Here is a 14,705-nt window from a genome sequence, read left to right on the forward strand (position 1 = left end):
TTCCAGCGAGCCCAATTTCGAGGCGACGCCAGAGACTATCGCGCTCGCGGACGAGGCTGTTCGTGCTTTTCCGAATTCGCCAAAGCTCTGGTGCATGCGGGGCGATCTCATTCAACTCGCATCAGAGTCTTGCCCGCACTCACTTGACGAAGCCGGAGCATGCTTTCTCCGGGCCATCGCCATTGACCCGACCTTTGCAGAGGCATACGAGGAGGCTGCCCATTTCTACGATGCGGTTATGCCAGACGAGCAGCGAGCAACCTTGTACTTCGCAGAGTTTCGGCGTCTTCAACAGCTTGCCTCAGCGCCTTCAAGCTCGAACATCCAATGACAATACCCACAACGCCTAGCCATTCGCTACAGCGAACCCGGCGGGCATCACACTGGCTGCTGGTCAGCCTCATCACCGCCTTCGACCAGCAGCCAGCACGCCAGCCTCCTCAGTATCTGAGCTTGAGGTGATTACCTCCCGCCATCACGGACGCGCATAAGTAATCCACGTTCCATCAAGTGTCCGTCATGCAACAGCGAGGACGTTGACGCGTCGGGTGCAGGCTTATGGGATGGTGTGGACGAGGCCGGTCACGACTATCCGCGGCGGTTTGAGTGGGACACATTTCTGCGTGAGGCACGTTTGACGCGTGGGCATGCTTCGGCGGGTGTGGGTGGCTGAGTGCGGAGTGGCCTGGCGCAGCGCCTCCTCTGCCTGGTCGATGTCGTGCAGGCGGAGCGGAAACTTCATCAAATTCATTAAATTCGGGGGGAGTGTGTCTCTCGCAAGGGCGCGGTGGAGCGAGAAGCGTGGGGAAACTTCATCAAATTCATCAAATTCGGGAGGTATGTCTCTCTCTCACGGAAAGGGTGGAGAAAAGAAACGTAGTCATGGACCTCTGATGACATTTAAGCTGTTGGTGGCAAACGTACGCGTGCTTTGCAGCATCGGAAGCTCAGGCTCTGTGGCGTGTCTGGATTGTTATTGTTTGCCACAATGTGGTATTTCATGGCAATCAATGGTTTACAGTTGGTCTTGGATGGCCTGCGGGACGGCGAGCCGAGCTGCCGCCGGAGCGTTTTCTTTCCACACTGGCTTATGAGGGGGCAGGCAAGCCAGGTCTAAAAGGCTTGTCCCTTGCCGGACGGGGGGAGGTACTCCATCTGGCTGCTTGGGGCGCTTGTTTGTGATTTCTATGGCAACGGATTGCAGATATCGCGCCCTGTGAAGTCAAAATGGGTGGCGAAGGGGGTTCGAGCGAAGAGACACACTCCCCCCGAATTTGATGAAATTGATGAAGTTTCCACGGGACGGGTGACTTTGGCTGGCACCCGGGAGAGACACTCCCCCCGAATTTGATGAATTTGATGAAGTTTCCACCGGACGGGTGCTTCGACAGGCGCTGGGACCTTCGGGGTTTCCACTGGGGAAGGGACCATCCTCGACACCACGCTTTGGCTGCATCCAGCGCTTTCAATCACAGCATCAAACTCAGCAGCGCCTCGCGTACCTGCGCCTGCCATTTGCTGAAGTAGGCCAGCCGCGCCTGAAGGATTTGCAGATCCGAAAGCGCTGCGGTGTCTCCGGTGCTGAGTCGTGCATCCAATGCGGGCAGGTTTTCCAAAAGGGCACTGCGTTCGGCGTCGAGCGTGGTGCCCAGAGCTTCGAGATTTTCGCGCAGGCGCATCTCGTCGGGTGCGAGCAGGGCTTTGGCGAGGGCTGAGGTGGCGGCCTGTTTGCGCTTGAGGAAGGCGGTGACGGCTTGAAGTGCAGGACCCATTTTGCCGAAGAGCGCCATCATGGGCTCGTCGATGGGGACGGTGCGCCAGGGAACCTCGTGAAGCTCCAGCAGATGCTTCAGGCGTTTCTCGGGGGCTTGCAGGGTTTCGTAGGCGGTATTGATCTCGGCGGCGCGGGTGGCATCGCCTCCGGGTTGGTCGGGGTGGGCGCTGCGGCTGGCGGCGAGCCAGGCCTGCTGCAGGGCCTCGTCATCGAGAGCGGCGATGCGTGGCAGACCGAGGAGGGCAAAGGCGTTTGGCATCGTTCTCAGGCAGAGAAGCTTTCGCCACAGGAGCAGGTGACGACGGCGTTCGGATTCTTCACTTTGAAGCCGCCGCTCTGGATGTCGTCGCTATAGTCCAGCTCGGAGCCGGAGACGAACAGGGCGCTCTTGGGATCGATGACCACCCGTACTTCGCTGGAGGTGACCATGATGTCGCGGTTGGCCGGGCCATCGACGAGATCCATCTTGTATTGCAGGCCGGAGCAGCCGCCGCCGACGACGGCCACGCGCAGGGCGCCGTTTTCCGCACGGCCCTGTTTTTTGAGCAGGCCTAGCAGACGGTTGGCTGCGTTTGGCAGCACCTTGATGAGTTTTTCGTTGCCGATTTTGAAACTGGGAGCGACGGCGGTCATGGGGGGAGATACGAATAGCGCAGGAAAAGAATGAAAGAAAGCGAAGCGTCATGGTGTCAAGCCGCCAAGGGCGCTTCTATTTTGAGCTTCATGTGGATTCTGCTTGCCTCATCAGCAAATTTTTGAGACGAAAGAGCCACAACTCCAATTTCTCCATGAGCGAATCCGAGGTTCTGCCTCTACCCCTGCAACTCTTCACCCTGAAAGATGGCGTCGTCGCCAGTGACAGCGGTCAGGAAGCCGTCAACAACTACGCTGCAGATTTCCAAGGGCTGCGGCATTTCGGTTTGAAAGTGGGGGAGTGCCTCGAACTCGGCGCGCCCTGGATGGGATCGCTGCAGGAGGATGACTTCACCCTGAATTTCGCCTATTTTGATGCTGGCACGGACGCCAAGGATCCTGGCGCCGGCGCGCTCATCGGAGAACGTGTGCCGATGTTTGAACTGCTCACCCGGGCAAACGCATTGGAGGCATAAACACCATGGCTGCATCCATCACCCCCTCTCTTCGCTCCGCTCTCGAACGTCTGAAGCACGCCGGCGCGGTCAACGGCCTGCTGCTGTGCTGGCGGCGGCAGATTTTGATCAATCTGCTCCCCTTTGAGGAATTCCGTGCCGAGCGCCTCCTGCAGGCGCTGCATGATGCGCGGGCTCACTTTGCCAGCGGTGGCGACCGGGACGTCAAAACTTTCTGGTTCGGGTATGAGGGCGTGTTTGTGCTGGCGCTGTTCCAGGGGGAGTGCCTCCTGATCACTCTGCACTCGCATGCTTCGGAGGTGGATTTTCTTCGCCGTGTGGGACTGACCTTTTTGGAGGACACCCAGCTCCTTGTGCAGACGCTGCTGCAGCCTTCGCCGGATGATGAAATCAGCCGCGATGAAACGCAGCCGCTGGGAAATCTGGAGGCCGGTGGCTACCCGCCGCAGTCCTCCGGTCCGACGAACATCATCCATCGCCACGGCAGAGCAGAGCCGGGGTCGATCCATTAGCGGCTTCCTAACGCCGGACCTTTGATTTTGGTGCAGGACGTGTGATCTTGGTTTCAATCTGGCCTTTCGCTGAAAGGTTTGGCAAGTCCGTGCCGAATCTCACTTCTGTCATTCAACCACCCTCCGCTCCCATGTCTGATCCAGCCGTTTCCGCCTTCTCGCGCCGCCGCTTTCTCAATGCCAGCGGAGGAGCAGTCCTTGCCCCAGCCATTCTTACCTCCACTGGCAGCCTGCTCGCGGAAAAAAAAGCGGACTCCAATGAGACTTTGAAAATCGGCCTCATCGGCTGCGGCGGTCGTGGCACCGGTGCGGCGGCGCAGGCCCTCGGCGCGGATTACAACTCGAAAATCGTGGCCATGGCGGATGCCTTTGACACGCAGATCGAGAGCAGCATCAAGAACTTGTCCGCAAGCTTCCCGGATCGCGTGGATGTGAAACCGGAAATGAAATTCACCGGTCTTGATGCTTACCAAAAGCTGATCGACTGCGGTGTGGATGTGGTGCTCCTGGCCACACCACCCGGATTCCGCCCGATGCACCTCACCGCCGCGGTCGAAGCCGGAAAACACATCTTCTGCGAGAAACCGATGGCGGTGGATGCAGCGGGCTACCGTGTGGCCCAGGCCGCGGTGGAAAAGGCCAAGCAGAAGAAGCTGAATCTCGTGGCCGGCTTCTGCTGGCGCTACGCCACCAGCCGCATCGAGTGCTACAAGCGCCTCCATGATGGCGACATCGGCGACATCACCGGCATTCTCGCGACCTACTATTCCGGGCCTGTGAAAGTCATGCCCCCGGCGGCAGGACGCCCTGCGGGCATGGGCGATGTGGAGTGGCAGGTGCGCAACTGGTACAATTTCTCCTGGCTCAGCGGAGACAGCCTTGTGGAGCAGGCCGTTCACAGTCTGGATAAAATCTGCTGGGCCATGAAGGATGCTCCGCCCGTAAGCGTCATCGGCACTGGCGGCCGTCAGATTCCCGCGGAAGACGGCAACATTTTCGATCACTTCCACTGCGCCTATGAATGGGAGGGCGGCCTCATCTGCCAGATCACCAACCGCCAGATCACCGGCTGCCACAATGAAGTGGCTGACGTCATCCACGGCACCAAGGGGCGGCTGGTCATCGGCAAAGGACCCGCGCCTTACATCGACGGCGAGAAGCGCTGGCGCTGGCGTGGCGAGGAAAAGAACATGTACGACCTGGAGCATCAGGCGCTGTTCAACGCGATCCGCAAAGGCGAGGTCATCAACGATGGTGACCGCATGATGAGCAGCACCCTTATCGCCATCATGGGACGTGAAGCCGCCTATACCGGGCAGAAGATCATGTGGAAGGATGATGCTGCGGAAGGCAAGGACAAGAAGTCCGACCGTGCTCCCCTGGCCATCCTGGCCTCACAGCAGGACCTCGCACCTGACAACCTCAAGTTTGGCGACAAGTTTGTGCCCACCCCGATGCCACGGCCGGGCGTGACGAAGTTTGTCTAAACGATCAGCGTTTGGCCCGCAGTTCGTGACGCAGTTGTTCGACTTCATCGAGCAGCTGTGTCAGCAATTTGATGCCATTGAGGTTCATCTCGCAGGTTTCACGCAGGTGTTCGATGCGACGCAGGGCGCGCACCGTTTCATCATCATATTGCGGGCGGATGATGCCGTGCTCCTGATAGGTGACGATCATCTGCGCGGAAACTCCGGTGGTCTCGGAGAGGATTTCCAGCGTGTAGGCTTGAGAAGTGGAGTCGCTCATATCAGGCGCGTGGGTTGAAGGTTGAGGCGCTGCGCAGCTGTTCCCACAGCGTTCGTTCCGCATCATTGATCTTTTCGGGCAGCACGATCTGAAGCTTCACAAAGAAGTCACCACGCTCTCCGGTTTTTCCTTTGGGCAGGCCGCGGCCGCGCACACGCAGCGACTGGCCGCTGGCCGCGCCAGCGGGAATGCGCAGCTTGATGGAGCCATCGAGCGTGGGAACGATGATCTCCGCACCCAGCACAGCCTCCCAGGGGGCAACGTCCAGCTCGTGATACACGTCTGCCTCCACCGTGGTGAAGTCAGGGTGCGCGGCATGGCGCACGCGCAGGAAGAGGTCTCCCGCTGCGCCGCCGTTCTGGCCGGGCTCTCCCTGGCCGGGCACACGAATCCGGCGGCCGTCGGTCGCGCCGGGTGGTATGCGCACTTCGAAGCTGTGGGTCTGGACTTCGCCCGTCTGACGATTCGCGGTTTGCAGGGAGATGGGCCGCTGTGTGCCATGCATGGCCTCCTCCAGGGTGACGAGGATATCGCCCTCGATGTCATGGCCTCGGCGGGCTCGTCCTTTCCTGCCGGCGCCCGTGGGGATCTCCTGCTCGAAGTCCTGCGGGAAGCCATAGCGGCTGCCGCCGCTGAAGTACTGCTCAAAGAAGTCGCTGAAGCCGGTGCCGCCAAAGTGGAACTCCTGCTCATGAGCACCTTCGGCACCTGGCGGTGGCTGGTAGTGGCCTTCGTCCTGCCAGCCTGCGCCCAAGGTGTCGTACTTTTTGCGCTTCTCAGGATCGCTCAGCACCTCGTTGGCCTCGTTGATTTCCTTGAACTTGGCCTCGGCGGTCTTCTTGTCCTTGGCAGTGTCAGGATGGTACTGCCGGGCAAGTTTGCGAAAGGCTTTTTTGATGTCGTCCGCGCTGGCGTCGCGCGCGACGCCCAGCGTGGCGTAGTAGTCTTTGAATTCGGCGGGCATGGTGGGTAATGATTACGTCGCGCAGCGATCTGTCGTTGTGATTCGTCCTGTATTCCTTGGCCGGATGCCGGGACTTCAAGGCCAGAAGGTCAAAATGGCCGCGCCACCCGCGACTGAAAGCAGCAGGCCCAGCAATGCCGGCTTCATGTAAGACCTGGAGCCAAGTGCGAGGACAAAGAACATCTTGAAACACAGGTTGGCCATTCCTCCGACGAGGATCATGCGCCATGCGACCGACGTTTCGAGGTGGCCGGTGTTGACCAGGCGCGAAGTGGAGAGCGTGATGGCGGACATGTCCGGGAGGCCGGAGAGGAATGCCGCCATGTACAACCCGGACGAGCTGCTGTGCTGGCGCGTGTAGGCCACCAAGACAAGCACAAGTGCATACAGCAGACCCAGCATGACCGCGTGCTTGAGCTCCGACGGCGGGTGTTCATCCACCGGTTCAGATTCAGCGTTTTCCGCGAGGCGATGTGCCACCGCAGCGATCAGGCCCACCCAGACCATCATGGCGACCAGGGGAGGCAGCAGTTCGCGAATGTGATCGGAGGCCACGATGGCCACCTCCCCGAGCAGGCGTACAAACGCCACCGCCGAGGCGATCAAGGCCATGGCTGCCAGTGCGAGGCTGCCCCGGGCTGAAATCTTGCTGCGCCGGGCGCTGCTGGCCGTAGTGGCGGTGCTGGAAACCAAGCCTCCCAGTATCCCCGCCACGGCGGCCCCTTTGGAACCCCCCAGGTACTTTTCCGCCATGTAGGCCAGCAGGCTGATGCCGACGATCAGCACCACGATCAGCCAGATGGAAAAGGGATTGAGCACCCCCAGATAGCCCATTTCGCGATTTGGCAGCGCTGGCAGGATGACGAGGCCCAGCAGCACGAGGCGGGCTATTGCGCGCAGTTCATCCTCGCCAAAATGCCGCGCCACGGCATGCAGCGCCTTCTTGCTCTGCAGCAGCGCCATCACTCCCCCCGCGATCATGACCGCGAGGAGCCTTTCCCCCATCACCGTGATGATTCCAGTGACAAACATCACCAGCATGGCCATTTCCGTGGCCAGGCCGGAGGCGGGCGCGCGTTTGGACTGCCGGATCCAGCTTCCGAGCACGACGATGCATGCGAAGGTGATGAAAGCCGCGGCCAGCACCCAGCTGCCATAAGTGTTTCCCAGCAGGCCGGTCAGCGCGCCAAAGAGGGTCAGCAGAGCGAAGGTGCGGATGCCCGCCACGCGGTTTTTGGCCCATTCGCGCTGCAATCCGACGAGCAGCCCAAGGCCGGTGGCGGTGCCGAGGGAGAGCAGCAGTTCCGAGGTTTCAGGCATCGTGGTTGGCATGGGAGGTAAAACGAAGTCTCCGGGAGACTTTACACGGACTTGCCATCTTGGCCATCCCAGTCCAAGAAACGGACTTCCCAGTCCTCCAACCATGTCCATCTGGAACTACGCCAACCCACAGCTCAAAGATCTCGTCGCTTACGAACCCGGAAAACCCATCGAAGATGTGGCCCGTGAACGTGGCCTGAAGCCGGAGGACATCATCAAGCTCGCCTCCAACGAGAATCCGCTCGGACCTTCGCCCAAGGCGATCGAGGCGATGAAGCAGGCCGTCACGGAGGTAAACATCTACCCCGATGGCGCGTCGTGGAAGCTGCGCAATGCGCTCGCTGAAAAATTTGGCCTGGAAATGGGCAACATCATCATGGGCTGCGGCTCCAATGAAGTCATTGAATTCATCGGCCACGCCTTCCTCAAGCCCGGCGACAATATCATCACCGCCGAGCACGCCTTCCTGGTTTACAAGCTGATGGCCAAGGTCTTTGGCGCAGACACCATTGAAGTGCCGGACCCCGGCTACGTGCATGATCTGGACGCCATGGCCGCCGCCATCACGCCGAACACCAAGGAAGTCTTCATCGCTAATCCGAACAACCCGACGGGCACCCTCGTCACGCAGGAGCAGATCGACCGTTTCATGGCCAAGGTGCCGGACCACGTCGTCGTCGTGTTTGACGAGGCTTACTATGAGTTCCTCGACAATCCGCCGGACACGCTCAAGTACGTCCGCGAAGGACGCAACGTCATCCTGCTGCGCACCTTCTCCAAGATCCAGGGCCTTGCGGGTACACGTGTCGGCTATGGCATTGCGAACAAGGAGTTGATCGATGTGCTCCAGCGTACGCGCCAGCCATTCAACCTGAACTCCATCGCCCAGGCCGGCGCGCTCGCCGGACTGCTCGACGAAGAGCACCAGAACAAGACCAAGGCCATCACCGACGAAGGCCGCGACTACCTGCAGAAGCAGTTTGGCGAGATGGGCCTCGAGTACATCCCCAGCTACGCCAACTTCGTCCTCGTCAAAGTGGGCGATGGCAATGCCGTCTTCAAAGCCATGATGGACAAGGGCGTGATCGTCCGCGCCATGGCCGCCTACAAGCTTCCCGAATGGGTGCGCATCAGCATCGGCACCATGCCGCAGAACGAGCGCTGCATCGAGGTGCTGAAGGGCGTGCTGGGGAAATAGGGTCTTGTCAGCAGGTATTCTGTGACGCACGTTTTCATCCCCGCCTGCGTTCCTGGTAGAATCCTTTTGAACTGCGGGGCCGTTTTTTATTCCGAAAACGGCCATAGGTCGCGTCACAGCGAGCCTGCTTCAGTTCAATGTTCCGGTGCGAATGCTTGAAAGTGAATGACTCTGTTCGACGATGCATTCACCAAATCCGGCCGATGAAGGCCACTTCATCGTTTTCGCCCGCCGCGCACGAACAGAAGCTTGTGCATGGAGCAAATGCGGTTTGAATGCTGCATGACGCTGAATCTGCCGCCAACCAAGGTATCGTGGGTGTTTTGGGTTCTTCCCTCGCTGGCGGGCTTCCTTCCCCTCACGACCTTGGCGCAGAAGGAAACCATCAAAGCGGCCATCCCGGTCATCGAGCCAGGGCTTGAGCAGGCGGTGAAGTGGCATTGGCAGGTGGCGTCTTCGGATGCCGCGGCTTGGGGCATTCCCATCGAAGCGCCGCCGGAACCTGCGGCAAAACCCGGCGACCCCGCCAAGCCCGTAACCATTGCCAAAGGAACTCCGGCTGGCGGGGTCATTCCCAAAGGTCCGCCCGCACAGATGCTTGAGCATACGGTGGCAAAGGGCGACTCGCTCACGAAGATCGGTCATGCCTACGGTGTCACCGTGGATCAGCTCAGGACCTTCAATGAGATGAAGAATGACCGCATTGTCATCGGTCAAACTGTCAAGGTGCCGGGAGAGAATGACGTCAAAGCCATGGTTGCTGCCGCTGAAGCGCGTGCCAAGGAGGCCTCAGAACAGGCCGCCAAGGAGAAACCCAAGCAGGAGCCCAAGGAACCTGTGAAGGAAAAGGTGAAAAAGGCGCCGCCTGCCCCCAAGGAAGAACCACCAGTGCTCATCGCCACCAAGCCGCATCGTCCGCTGCCACCGGCCGCGTGGGGTGCCTCTCAACTGGTGCTCATTCAGGCCTTCCTGGACCGGCAGGGTTTCACGATCGGACCGATCGACGGCACGGCGGGCCCCGTTTATGACTCGGCCTACAAGGCTTTCGAAAAAGCACATCCAGGCCAGTTGCACACTCCCGAAGGACTGCCTTCCCCCGCGATGAAAGCCATCGGCGGGCCCTATGTGGAATACGTGCTGACAGCGGCAGACATGCGCTGGATTGCTCCGCGAGGCGTCAGCGCGCCAGTCAGCAGGTCGAAAGAAAAAGCCGTGGAGCCGCCGCCGACTTTTGAAGAACTAACACGAGAGAATTTCATGGCCTACCATTCCGCCTGGGAATTTGTGGCCGAGCGCTTTCATGCGGCGGAGTCATTTCTGCGGCACATCAACCCCGGCTTGAAAAATCCGAATGTGCCCGGGGCCATCTTCCTCGTCCCAAACGTTCAGCCGTTTGAAATAGAGAAAGCTTTTGAAGAGCCGCTGCAGCCTGCCGCTGACCCTGCGGCGCCAGTCTCCGCCAGCATGATTGGAGTGAGCCGCCTCATCATTCGTCGTGGAGACACGGTGATCGCCAGCATGCCTGTGTCTTCGGCCCGTCCTGGGCTGCATGGCCGGAAGGCCTGGAAGATTCTGGAAGCCATCCCGCGTCCGCGCATGACCAGCGCAGGCGCGGACGCGGCGCCGCTTCCCACTCCGGTAACTTTGGCTGCGGGTCCCAATAATCCGGCAGGCATCGTGTGGATCAATCTCGCCAAAAGCGGTGATCCCAAAGTCCTGCCTTACGGACTGCATGGCACCAGCATTCCCGGAACCATGACGAAACAGGAAAGCATCGGCGGATTTCGCCTGACGAACTGGGATATTGCCCGCGTGGTGCGCCTCCTTCCGGTGGGCACTGAGTTGAAGTGGGAGTAAGGCGGACCGCGTCCCCGGGTTATTTGATCGCCTTGTCTCGCTGCCGCCCTTTGCGCACTGCCAGGACATCCCGCGCCATGCGGATGGAGTCGCGGATCAAATGCACATGGCCGCCGGGTGTTTCGTGCCAGGCGATCGAGACTTCTTCAAAGCCGCAGCCGCTGTCGTGCAGCGCGGCCAGCAGTTCCACATCAAACGCGAAGCCATGGATGCGCAGGCCCGGGGCGATGCGCTGATACGCCGCACGCGGGATCAGCTTGAGACCGCACTGGCTGTCATGGATGGAAATGTTCAGCAGCGTGGACACCAGCGTGCCAAAGATGCGGCCCATGAGCCGGCGCTTCCACTGCCGCTGCACCTTGTCTCCGGTCTGATCCCAGCGTGAAGCGAACAAGGCCGTCTGCGGCGTTGGCTGCAGTCGCGCTTTGGTGATGAGGTTGACCACCTCCACAGCGGAACATGAGCCATCGGCATCCACAAAAGCCAGCCAGTCCACGTCCGGGGCGGCATCCCAGCCTGCATACACGGCGCCGCCTTTGCCGCGGTTTTGCGGCAGGAACAAGGCAGGCTGCAGATGGGAATGTTTCTCGCACATGGGCGTGATGATGTCCCGCATGCGGGCGGCCTCCGCGGCATCCGAGCCGTCTTCCACCACCTGGATGGTGACGCCACCGAGATCACGCGTCGCTTCGCACAGTTCGTTCAAAAAGGGGCCGATGCGTCCGCTCTCCTGATAGCAGGGGATGACGAGGTGGACGGTGGCGGGTGGCATGAAAGGTCAGCTGGCGGATGGTGGGCAAAAAAGACGGGTGTTAAAGACAAATCCATACAGGCGGATGATCTTTCGTACCTCCACAGCGGTCTGTGATTGCGGAATGGATGGCGGGCTCATTAACATGACGTCATCAATCATGCGTTTCCCGCATTCATTTTTCCTGCTGCTGCTATTCGTGCTGCCGGCATGCAGTTCGACGAACCGCATGCTCAAAGCTCAGCCCGTGCAGCTCTCCCCGTTTTTCGAGCAACCCGCGCTGGCGCAGGATGCAGCGGCGCAGCTGGGATTTCAAAAGGTGTGGACCACGCCCGATCCCAAGGTCCTGGCCGCTGGCAAAGCAAAGCGGAAGCTCTTCATCGCCCCGGTCACGCTGCGCTACCTGCGACCGCTGAGCCGCGGCCTTGCTTCCAGTGAAGTCGCCTGGGGTGGCGTGCAGCGCCGTGAGGTAGATGTGGCCGCACGATTGCGTGATGAGTTTGTCGCCGCGTTTCGTCGCTCACCTGCGCCGCTGTATCAGCTTGCGAACCGCCCTGGCAGGGACACGCTCACCTTGCAGCTCGCCATCACCGAGCTCAATCCGACCAGTCCCAAGGGAAACGCCGTGGTAACGGTGCTGAAGTTTGTGGCCACGCCGATGATGGGCTTCGCCGCCTACCTCACCAAGGGCAACATGGCCATCGAAGGCAAAGTCACGGACTCCGCCACAGGCCGCACCTTCTTCCAGTTCGCCGACAACGAGAGCGACCAGCTGACCTTAATCAGCGTCCGCGACTATCAGCCCTACGGCCATGCGGTGAACACCATGAGCCATTGGGCCGGGCAGTTTGAGCAGATGACCCGTTCGCCGCGAGGTTTGAAGGTGAAGGACTCAAATTCCATCACCCTGCGTCCCAACTGACGCGCCGGCTATTTTCTTCCGAACAGACGGGCAAAGAAGCCGCGCTTCGGTTCTGGCGGCGGGGGAGGGGGCGCCACAGGTTTTGCCTTGGCAATCACGACCGGACGTGGTTCAGCGGCAGGTCCTTCAATGATCACAGTCATGCCCTGCGTGATCTGCTTCACCAGCCGCACCACATCCCAGTTGGCGGTGCGCATGCAGCCGTGGCTGGAAGTACGCCCGATGTTCTGGGGAGAGTTCGTGCCGTGGATGCCGATGCCCGGCCGGTTCAGCCCGATCCACATCACGCCCACCGGATTGTTCGGGCCGATGGGAAGCTCGTAGTAGTTGCCGCTGCGCACACCGTACTCCAGCACGCTCTTGTCCCAGCGGAAGGTCGGCATCTGCGTGATGCCCAGGATGCGCCACGTGCCGGGAGGAGTGGCGAGGTGTCCGGTGCCGGGTGTGATCGGCAGGCTGGCCACCAGTTTCTCCCCGTCCCACACATCCAGAATCTTTTCCCGGGTGTCGATCTTGATGACGCGTGTGAGGAATTCCGGCACCTCCGGCAGCTTGGGAATCTCCGTCAGCTCCTCAATGAGGAATGGCTGCACGGCGGGCACCTTCACCACATCGCCCGGCTTTAGGGCGTCCATTTTCATGGGCTTGTTGATGAACTCCAGCAGTTCTGGCGCGCAATGGAATCGCTCCGTCAGAAACTCCAGCAGCGAATCATAGGGCAGGTACTTCTTTTTGCTCTGGGCCGAAGGCTGCTTGGGCACCTCGCCCACAAACTTGAGGTCCTCTTCACGGATCGTGTAGTTCGTGTAGAGTTCCTTCACGCTGGAAAGGTCCAGGGTGTTGTTCTCCACTTCTGTCTCAGGCAGGTTATGAGACTTCTCATAGCGCTTCAGCGCCTTGGTGGTGAATTCGCCAGGACGACCATCGAGTTTGCCTGGGCCAAAGAGCTGCGTATCCAGGAAAATTTGCAGCCGAAGGATGTCATCGACCGGTTCCGGCGCTTTTGGCAGGGGATTTGGAATGACCGCCTGTGCAGAGGCGCAGGCGAGAAGAAGCAGGGGAAGAAGTTTCACAAACGAAAGATTCATGGGGAATTGAAAAGCCATACGCATCTGCGGCGGTTTTTCGTGGACCGAAGTGCCGCAAAAAGAGCGGGGACACCGGGCCCCGCAAGCGGAGATGCAGTCCCGATACGACAAGTCACACCGATGGGTAAAAAAATACCACGCTGGACTTCGAGTTAGCGGCGGGGAGCTTCAGGCGTCTCTCACCCCCGCACCTGGCCGCTGCCGTCCACAAGATATTTGTAGCTGCAAAGCTCCGCGAGGCCCATCGGACCGCGGGCGTGCAGCTTGTCGGTGGAAATGCCGATTTCGGCGCCGAAGCCAAACTCGCCGCCGTCGTTGAAGCGGGTGCTGGCGTTGTGGAGGACGACGGCGCTGTCGACTTCGTGCTGGAAGCGTTCCGCGGCGGCGCGGTCCTTGGTGATGATGCTGTCCGTGTGGTGCGAGCCGTAGCGATTGATGTGCGCGATGGCTTCGTCCACTCCGCCAACCGTTTTCACGGCGAGAATGAGGTCGAGATACTCGGTGCTCCAATCCTCTTCCGTGGCAGGTGTGGCCGCCACACCGAGGTGCTGCAGTGCCGTGGCATCGGCGTGGATTTCCACCCTGGCCTCCAGCAAGCGCTGGCCGATCAGCGGATAGAATGTGGCAGCGAGATCCTCGTGCACGAGAATGGTCTCAAGCGCATTGCACACACCGGGTTTCTGGCACTTGCTGTTGATGATGATGCTGGCCGCCATGTCGAGATCAGCATCCGCGTTCACGAACACATGGCACACGCCGTCGTAGTGCTTGATAACGGGCATGCGGGCGGTGGCCACGACTTTTTCGATGAGGCCTTTGCCACCGCGGGGGATGATGAGGTCCAGGTACTGGTCCATCTGCGCCATGTGCTCCACGCTGGCGCGGTCGGTGAAGGGGATGAGCTGAATGCTGTCGGGCGGCAGTCCGGCGCGTTCGCCACCGGCCTGCAAAGCGGCGGCGAGGGCGCGGTTGCTGTCGATCGCTTCGCTGCCGCCGCGCAGGATGGTGGCATTGCCGGTTTTGAAGCAGAGGGAGGCGGCGTCGGTGGTCACGTTCGGGCGTGACTCAAAGATGATGCCGATGACGCCGATGGGCACGCGCACTTTGCGAATGTGCAGCCCGTTGGGGCGGGTCCAGTCGGTGAGTTTTTCGCCCACGGGGTCGGGGAGCAGGGCCACTTCGCGCACGGCATCGGCCACGGCCTTGAGGCGTTTAGGATCCAGCGTGAGGCGGTCCACCATGGCCTTGCTGAGGCCGTTTTTCTGCGCGCGTTCCAGGTCGAGGGCGTTGGCGGCGAGGATGGTGTCCTGCCGGGCCATGATTTCATCCGCCATGGCCACTAGAATGGCATTTTTCTGCTGGGTGGTCAGCTTGACGAGGGCGTAGGAGGCGGCGCGGGCGCGGCGGCCCATGTCGAGGATGGCGGACTTGATTTCGGAATCGGTCATTGAAAGGGGGGGCAAC

At 60.4% G+C, this 14,705-nt stretch carries 15 protein-coding genes; 6 read left to right on the forward strand and 9 right to left on the reverse strand.

The annotated features are described in order from the left end of the window. Positions 1–556: 556 nt before the first annotated feature. The 3 genes from ACILSO_RS22705 to ACILSO_RS22715 all read right to left on the reverse strand — a co-directional run bounded on the left by ACILSO_RS22705 (position 557) and on the right by ACILSO_RS22715 (position 2,407). Positions 557–742: a hypothetical protein gene (locus ACILSO_RS22705; protein WP_395739755.1), complete on the reverse strand. Its 186-nt coding sequence runs from the start codon at positions 740–742 to the stop codon at positions 557–559. Between the two features lie 727 nt (positions 743–1,469). Next, positions 1,470–2,033, reverse strand: a complete 564-nt coding sequence (locus tag ACILSO_RS22710) for a J domain-containing protein (RefSeq protein WP_395739756.1) — start codon at positions 2,031–2,033, stop codon at positions 1,470–1,472. A 5-nt stretch (positions 2,034–2,038) separates the two neighbouring features. Further along, entirely contained in the window at positions 2,039–2,407 is a 369-nt protein-coding gene (locus tag ACILSO_RS22715) for a HesB/IscA family protein (protein ID WP_395731794.1), read from the reverse strand. Between the two features lie 155 nt (positions 2,408–2,562). Between ACILSO_RS22715 and ACILSO_RS22720 the strand changes: the two genes are divergently transcribed. From ACILSO_RS22720 to ACILSO_RS22730, 3 genes are all read left to right on the forward strand, one after another. Then, positions 2,563–2,883 carry a hypothetical protein gene (locus tag ACILSO_RS22720; RefSeq protein ID WP_395739757.1) on the forward strand — a complete coding sequence of 107 codons (321 nt, stop codon included), beginning with the start codon at positions 2,563–2,565 and terminating at the stop codon, positions 2,881–2,883. Between the two features lie 5 nt (positions 2,884–2,888). Beyond that, positions 2,889–3,395: a hypothetical protein gene (locus ACILSO_RS22725; protein WP_395739758.1), complete on the forward strand. Its 507-nt coding sequence runs from the start codon at positions 2,889–2,891 to the stop codon at positions 3,393–3,395. A 131-nt stretch (positions 3,396–3,526) separates the two neighbouring features. After that, positions 3,527–4,882, forward strand: a complete 1,356-nt coding sequence (locus ACILSO_RS22730) for a Gfo/Idh/MocA family protein (RefSeq protein WP_395739759.1) — start codon at positions 3,527–3,529, stop codon at positions 4,880–4,882. 4 nt (positions 4,883–4,886) lie between these two features. Here ACILSO_RS22730 and ACILSO_RS22735 read toward each other — a convergent pair whose 3' ends face one another. The 3 genes from ACILSO_RS22735 to ACILSO_RS22745 form a co-directional block, all read right to left on the reverse strand. Further along, positions 4,887–5,141 carry a chaperone modulator CbpM gene (locus ACILSO_RS22735; RefSeq protein ID WP_395739760.1) on the reverse strand — a complete coding sequence of 85 codons (255 nt, stop codon included), beginning with the start codon at positions 5,139–5,141 and terminating at the stop codon, positions 4,887–4,889. Between the two features lies 1 nt (position 5,142). Continuing rightward, complete coding sequence (locus ACILSO_RS22740; RefSeq protein WP_395739761.1) at positions 5,143–6,105, reverse strand: DnaJ C-terminal domain-containing protein; 963 nt, start codon at positions 6,103–6,105, stop codon at positions 5,143–5,145. Positions 6,106–6,180: 75 nt separating this feature from the next. Further along, on the reverse strand, positions 6,181–7,437 hold the full coding sequence (locus ACILSO_RS22745) for an MgtC/SapB family protein (RefSeq protein ID WP_395739762.1): 1,257 nt from the start codon (positions 7,435–7,437) through the stop codon (positions 6,181–6,183). A gap of 91 nt (positions 7,438–7,528) precedes the next feature. Between ACILSO_RS22745 and hisC the strand changes: the two genes are divergently transcribed. Together hisC and ACILSO_RS22755 are read left to right on the forward strand one after the other, a co-directional pair. Then, positions 7,529–8,623 carry a histidinol-phosphate transaminase gene (hisC, locus tag ACILSO_RS22750; protein ID WP_395739763.1) on the forward strand — a complete coding sequence of 365 codons (1,095 nt, stop codon included), beginning with the start codon at positions 7,529–7,531 and terminating at the stop codon, positions 8,621–8,623. A 282-nt stretch (positions 8,624–8,905) separates the two neighbouring features. Beyond that, on the forward strand, positions 8,906–10,480 hold the full coding sequence (locus ACILSO_RS22755; protein WP_395739764.1) for a LysM peptidoglycan-binding domain-containing protein: 1,575 nt from the start codon (positions 8,906–8,908) through the stop codon (positions 10,478–10,480). Between the two features lie 19 nt (positions 10,481–10,499). On the opposite strand, the gene ACILSO_RS22760 is transcribed toward ACILSO_RS22755, so the two are convergent. Next, positions 10,500–11,252, reverse strand: coding sequence for a glycosyltransferase (locus ACILSO_RS22760; protein WP_395739765.1), 753 nt, complete (start codon positions 11,250–11,252; stop codon positions 10,500–10,502). A 139-nt stretch (positions 11,253–11,391) separates the two neighbouring features. Between ACILSO_RS22760 and ACILSO_RS22765 the strand changes: the two genes are divergently transcribed. After that, positions 11,392–12,153 (forward strand): DUF3313 family protein, encoded by a 762-nt coding sequence (locus tag ACILSO_RS22765; protein ID WP_395739766.1) that lies wholly within the window; start codon positions 11,392–11,394, stop codon positions 12,151–12,153. Positions 12,154–12,161: 8 nt separating this feature from the next. On the opposite strand, the gene ACILSO_RS22770 is transcribed toward ACILSO_RS22765, so the two are convergent. Together ACILSO_RS22770 and ACILSO_RS22775 are read right to left on the reverse strand one after the other, a co-directional pair. Beyond that, entirely contained in the window at positions 12,162–13,241 is a 1,080-nt protein-coding gene (locus tag ACILSO_RS22770) for a L,D-transpeptidase family protein (protein ID WP_395739767.1), read from the reverse strand. 179 nt (positions 13,242–13,420) lie between these two features. After that, positions 13,421–14,689, reverse strand: a complete 1,269-nt coding sequence (locus ACILSO_RS22775; protein WP_395739768.1) for a glutamate-5-semialdehyde dehydrogenase — start codon at positions 14,687–14,689, stop codon at positions 13,421–13,423. Positions 14,690–14,705: the final 16 nt, after the last annotated feature.

This window comes from Prosthecobacter sp., from assembly GCF_044226605.1.
Lineage (GTDB): Bacteria > Verrucomicrobiota > Verrucomicrobiia > Verrucomicrobiales > Verrucomicrobiaceae > Prosthecobacter.

Bases quoted from the DNA above. Each gene is read 5' to 3' on its own strand.
- ACILSO_RS22705 (WP_395739755.1), bottom strand. From the start codon at position 742: ATGAAGTTTCCGCTCCGCCTGCACGACATCGACCAGGCAGAGGAGGCG.
- ACILSO_RS22710 (WP_395739756.1), bottom strand. From the start codon at position 2,033: ATGCCAAACGCCTTTGCCCTCCTCGGTCTGCCACGCATCGCCGCTCTC.
- ACILSO_RS22715 (WP_395731794.1), bottom strand. From the start codon at position 2,407: ATGACCGCCGTCGCTCCCAGTTTCAAAATCGGCAACGAAAAACTCATC.
- ACILSO_RS22720 (WP_395739757.1), top strand. From the start codon at position 2,563: ATGAGCGAATCCGAGGTTCTGCCTCTACCCCTGCAACTCTTCACCCTG.
- ACILSO_RS22725 (WP_395739758.1), top strand. From the start codon at position 2,889: ATGGCTGCATCCATCACCCCCTCTCTTCGCTCCGCTCTCGAACGTCTG.
- ACILSO_RS22730 (WP_395739759.1), top strand. From the start codon at position 3,527: ATGTCTGATCCAGCCGTTTCCGCCTTCTCGCGCCGCCGCTTTCTCAAT.
- ACILSO_RS22735 (WP_395739760.1), bottom strand. From the start codon at position 5,141: ATGAGCGACTCCACTTCTCAAGCCTACACGCTGGAAATCCTCTCCGAG.
- ACILSO_RS22740 (WP_395739761.1), bottom strand. From the start codon at position 6,105: ATGCCCGCCGAATTCAAAGACTACTACGCCACGCTGGGCGTCGCGCGC.
- ACILSO_RS22745 (WP_395739762.1), bottom strand. From the start codon at position 7,437: ATGCCAACCACGATGCCTGAAACCTCGGAACTGCTGCTCTCCCTCGGC.
- hisC (WP_395739763.1), top strand. From the start codon at position 7,529: ATGTCCATCTGGAACTACGCCAACCCACAGCTCAAAGATCTCGTCGCT.
- ACILSO_RS22755 (WP_395739764.1), top strand. From the start codon at position 8,906: ATGACGCTGAATCTGCCGCCAACCAAGGTATCGTGGGTGTTTTGGGTT.
- ACILSO_RS22760 (WP_395739765.1), bottom strand. From the start codon at position 11,252: ATGCCACCCGCCACCGTCCACCTCGTCATCCCCTGCTATCAGGAGAGC.
- ACILSO_RS22765 (WP_395739766.1), top strand. From the start codon at position 11,392: ATGCGTTTCCCGCATTCATTTTTCCTGCTGCTGCTATTCGTGCTGCCG.
- ACILSO_RS22770 (WP_395739767.1), bottom strand. From the start codon at position 13,241: ATGAATCTTTCGTTTGTGAAACTTCTTCCCCTGCTTCTTCTCGCCTGC.
- ACILSO_RS22775 (WP_395739768.1), bottom strand. From the start codon at position 14,689: ATGACCGATTCCGAAATCAAGTCCGCCATCCTCGACATGGGCCGCCGC.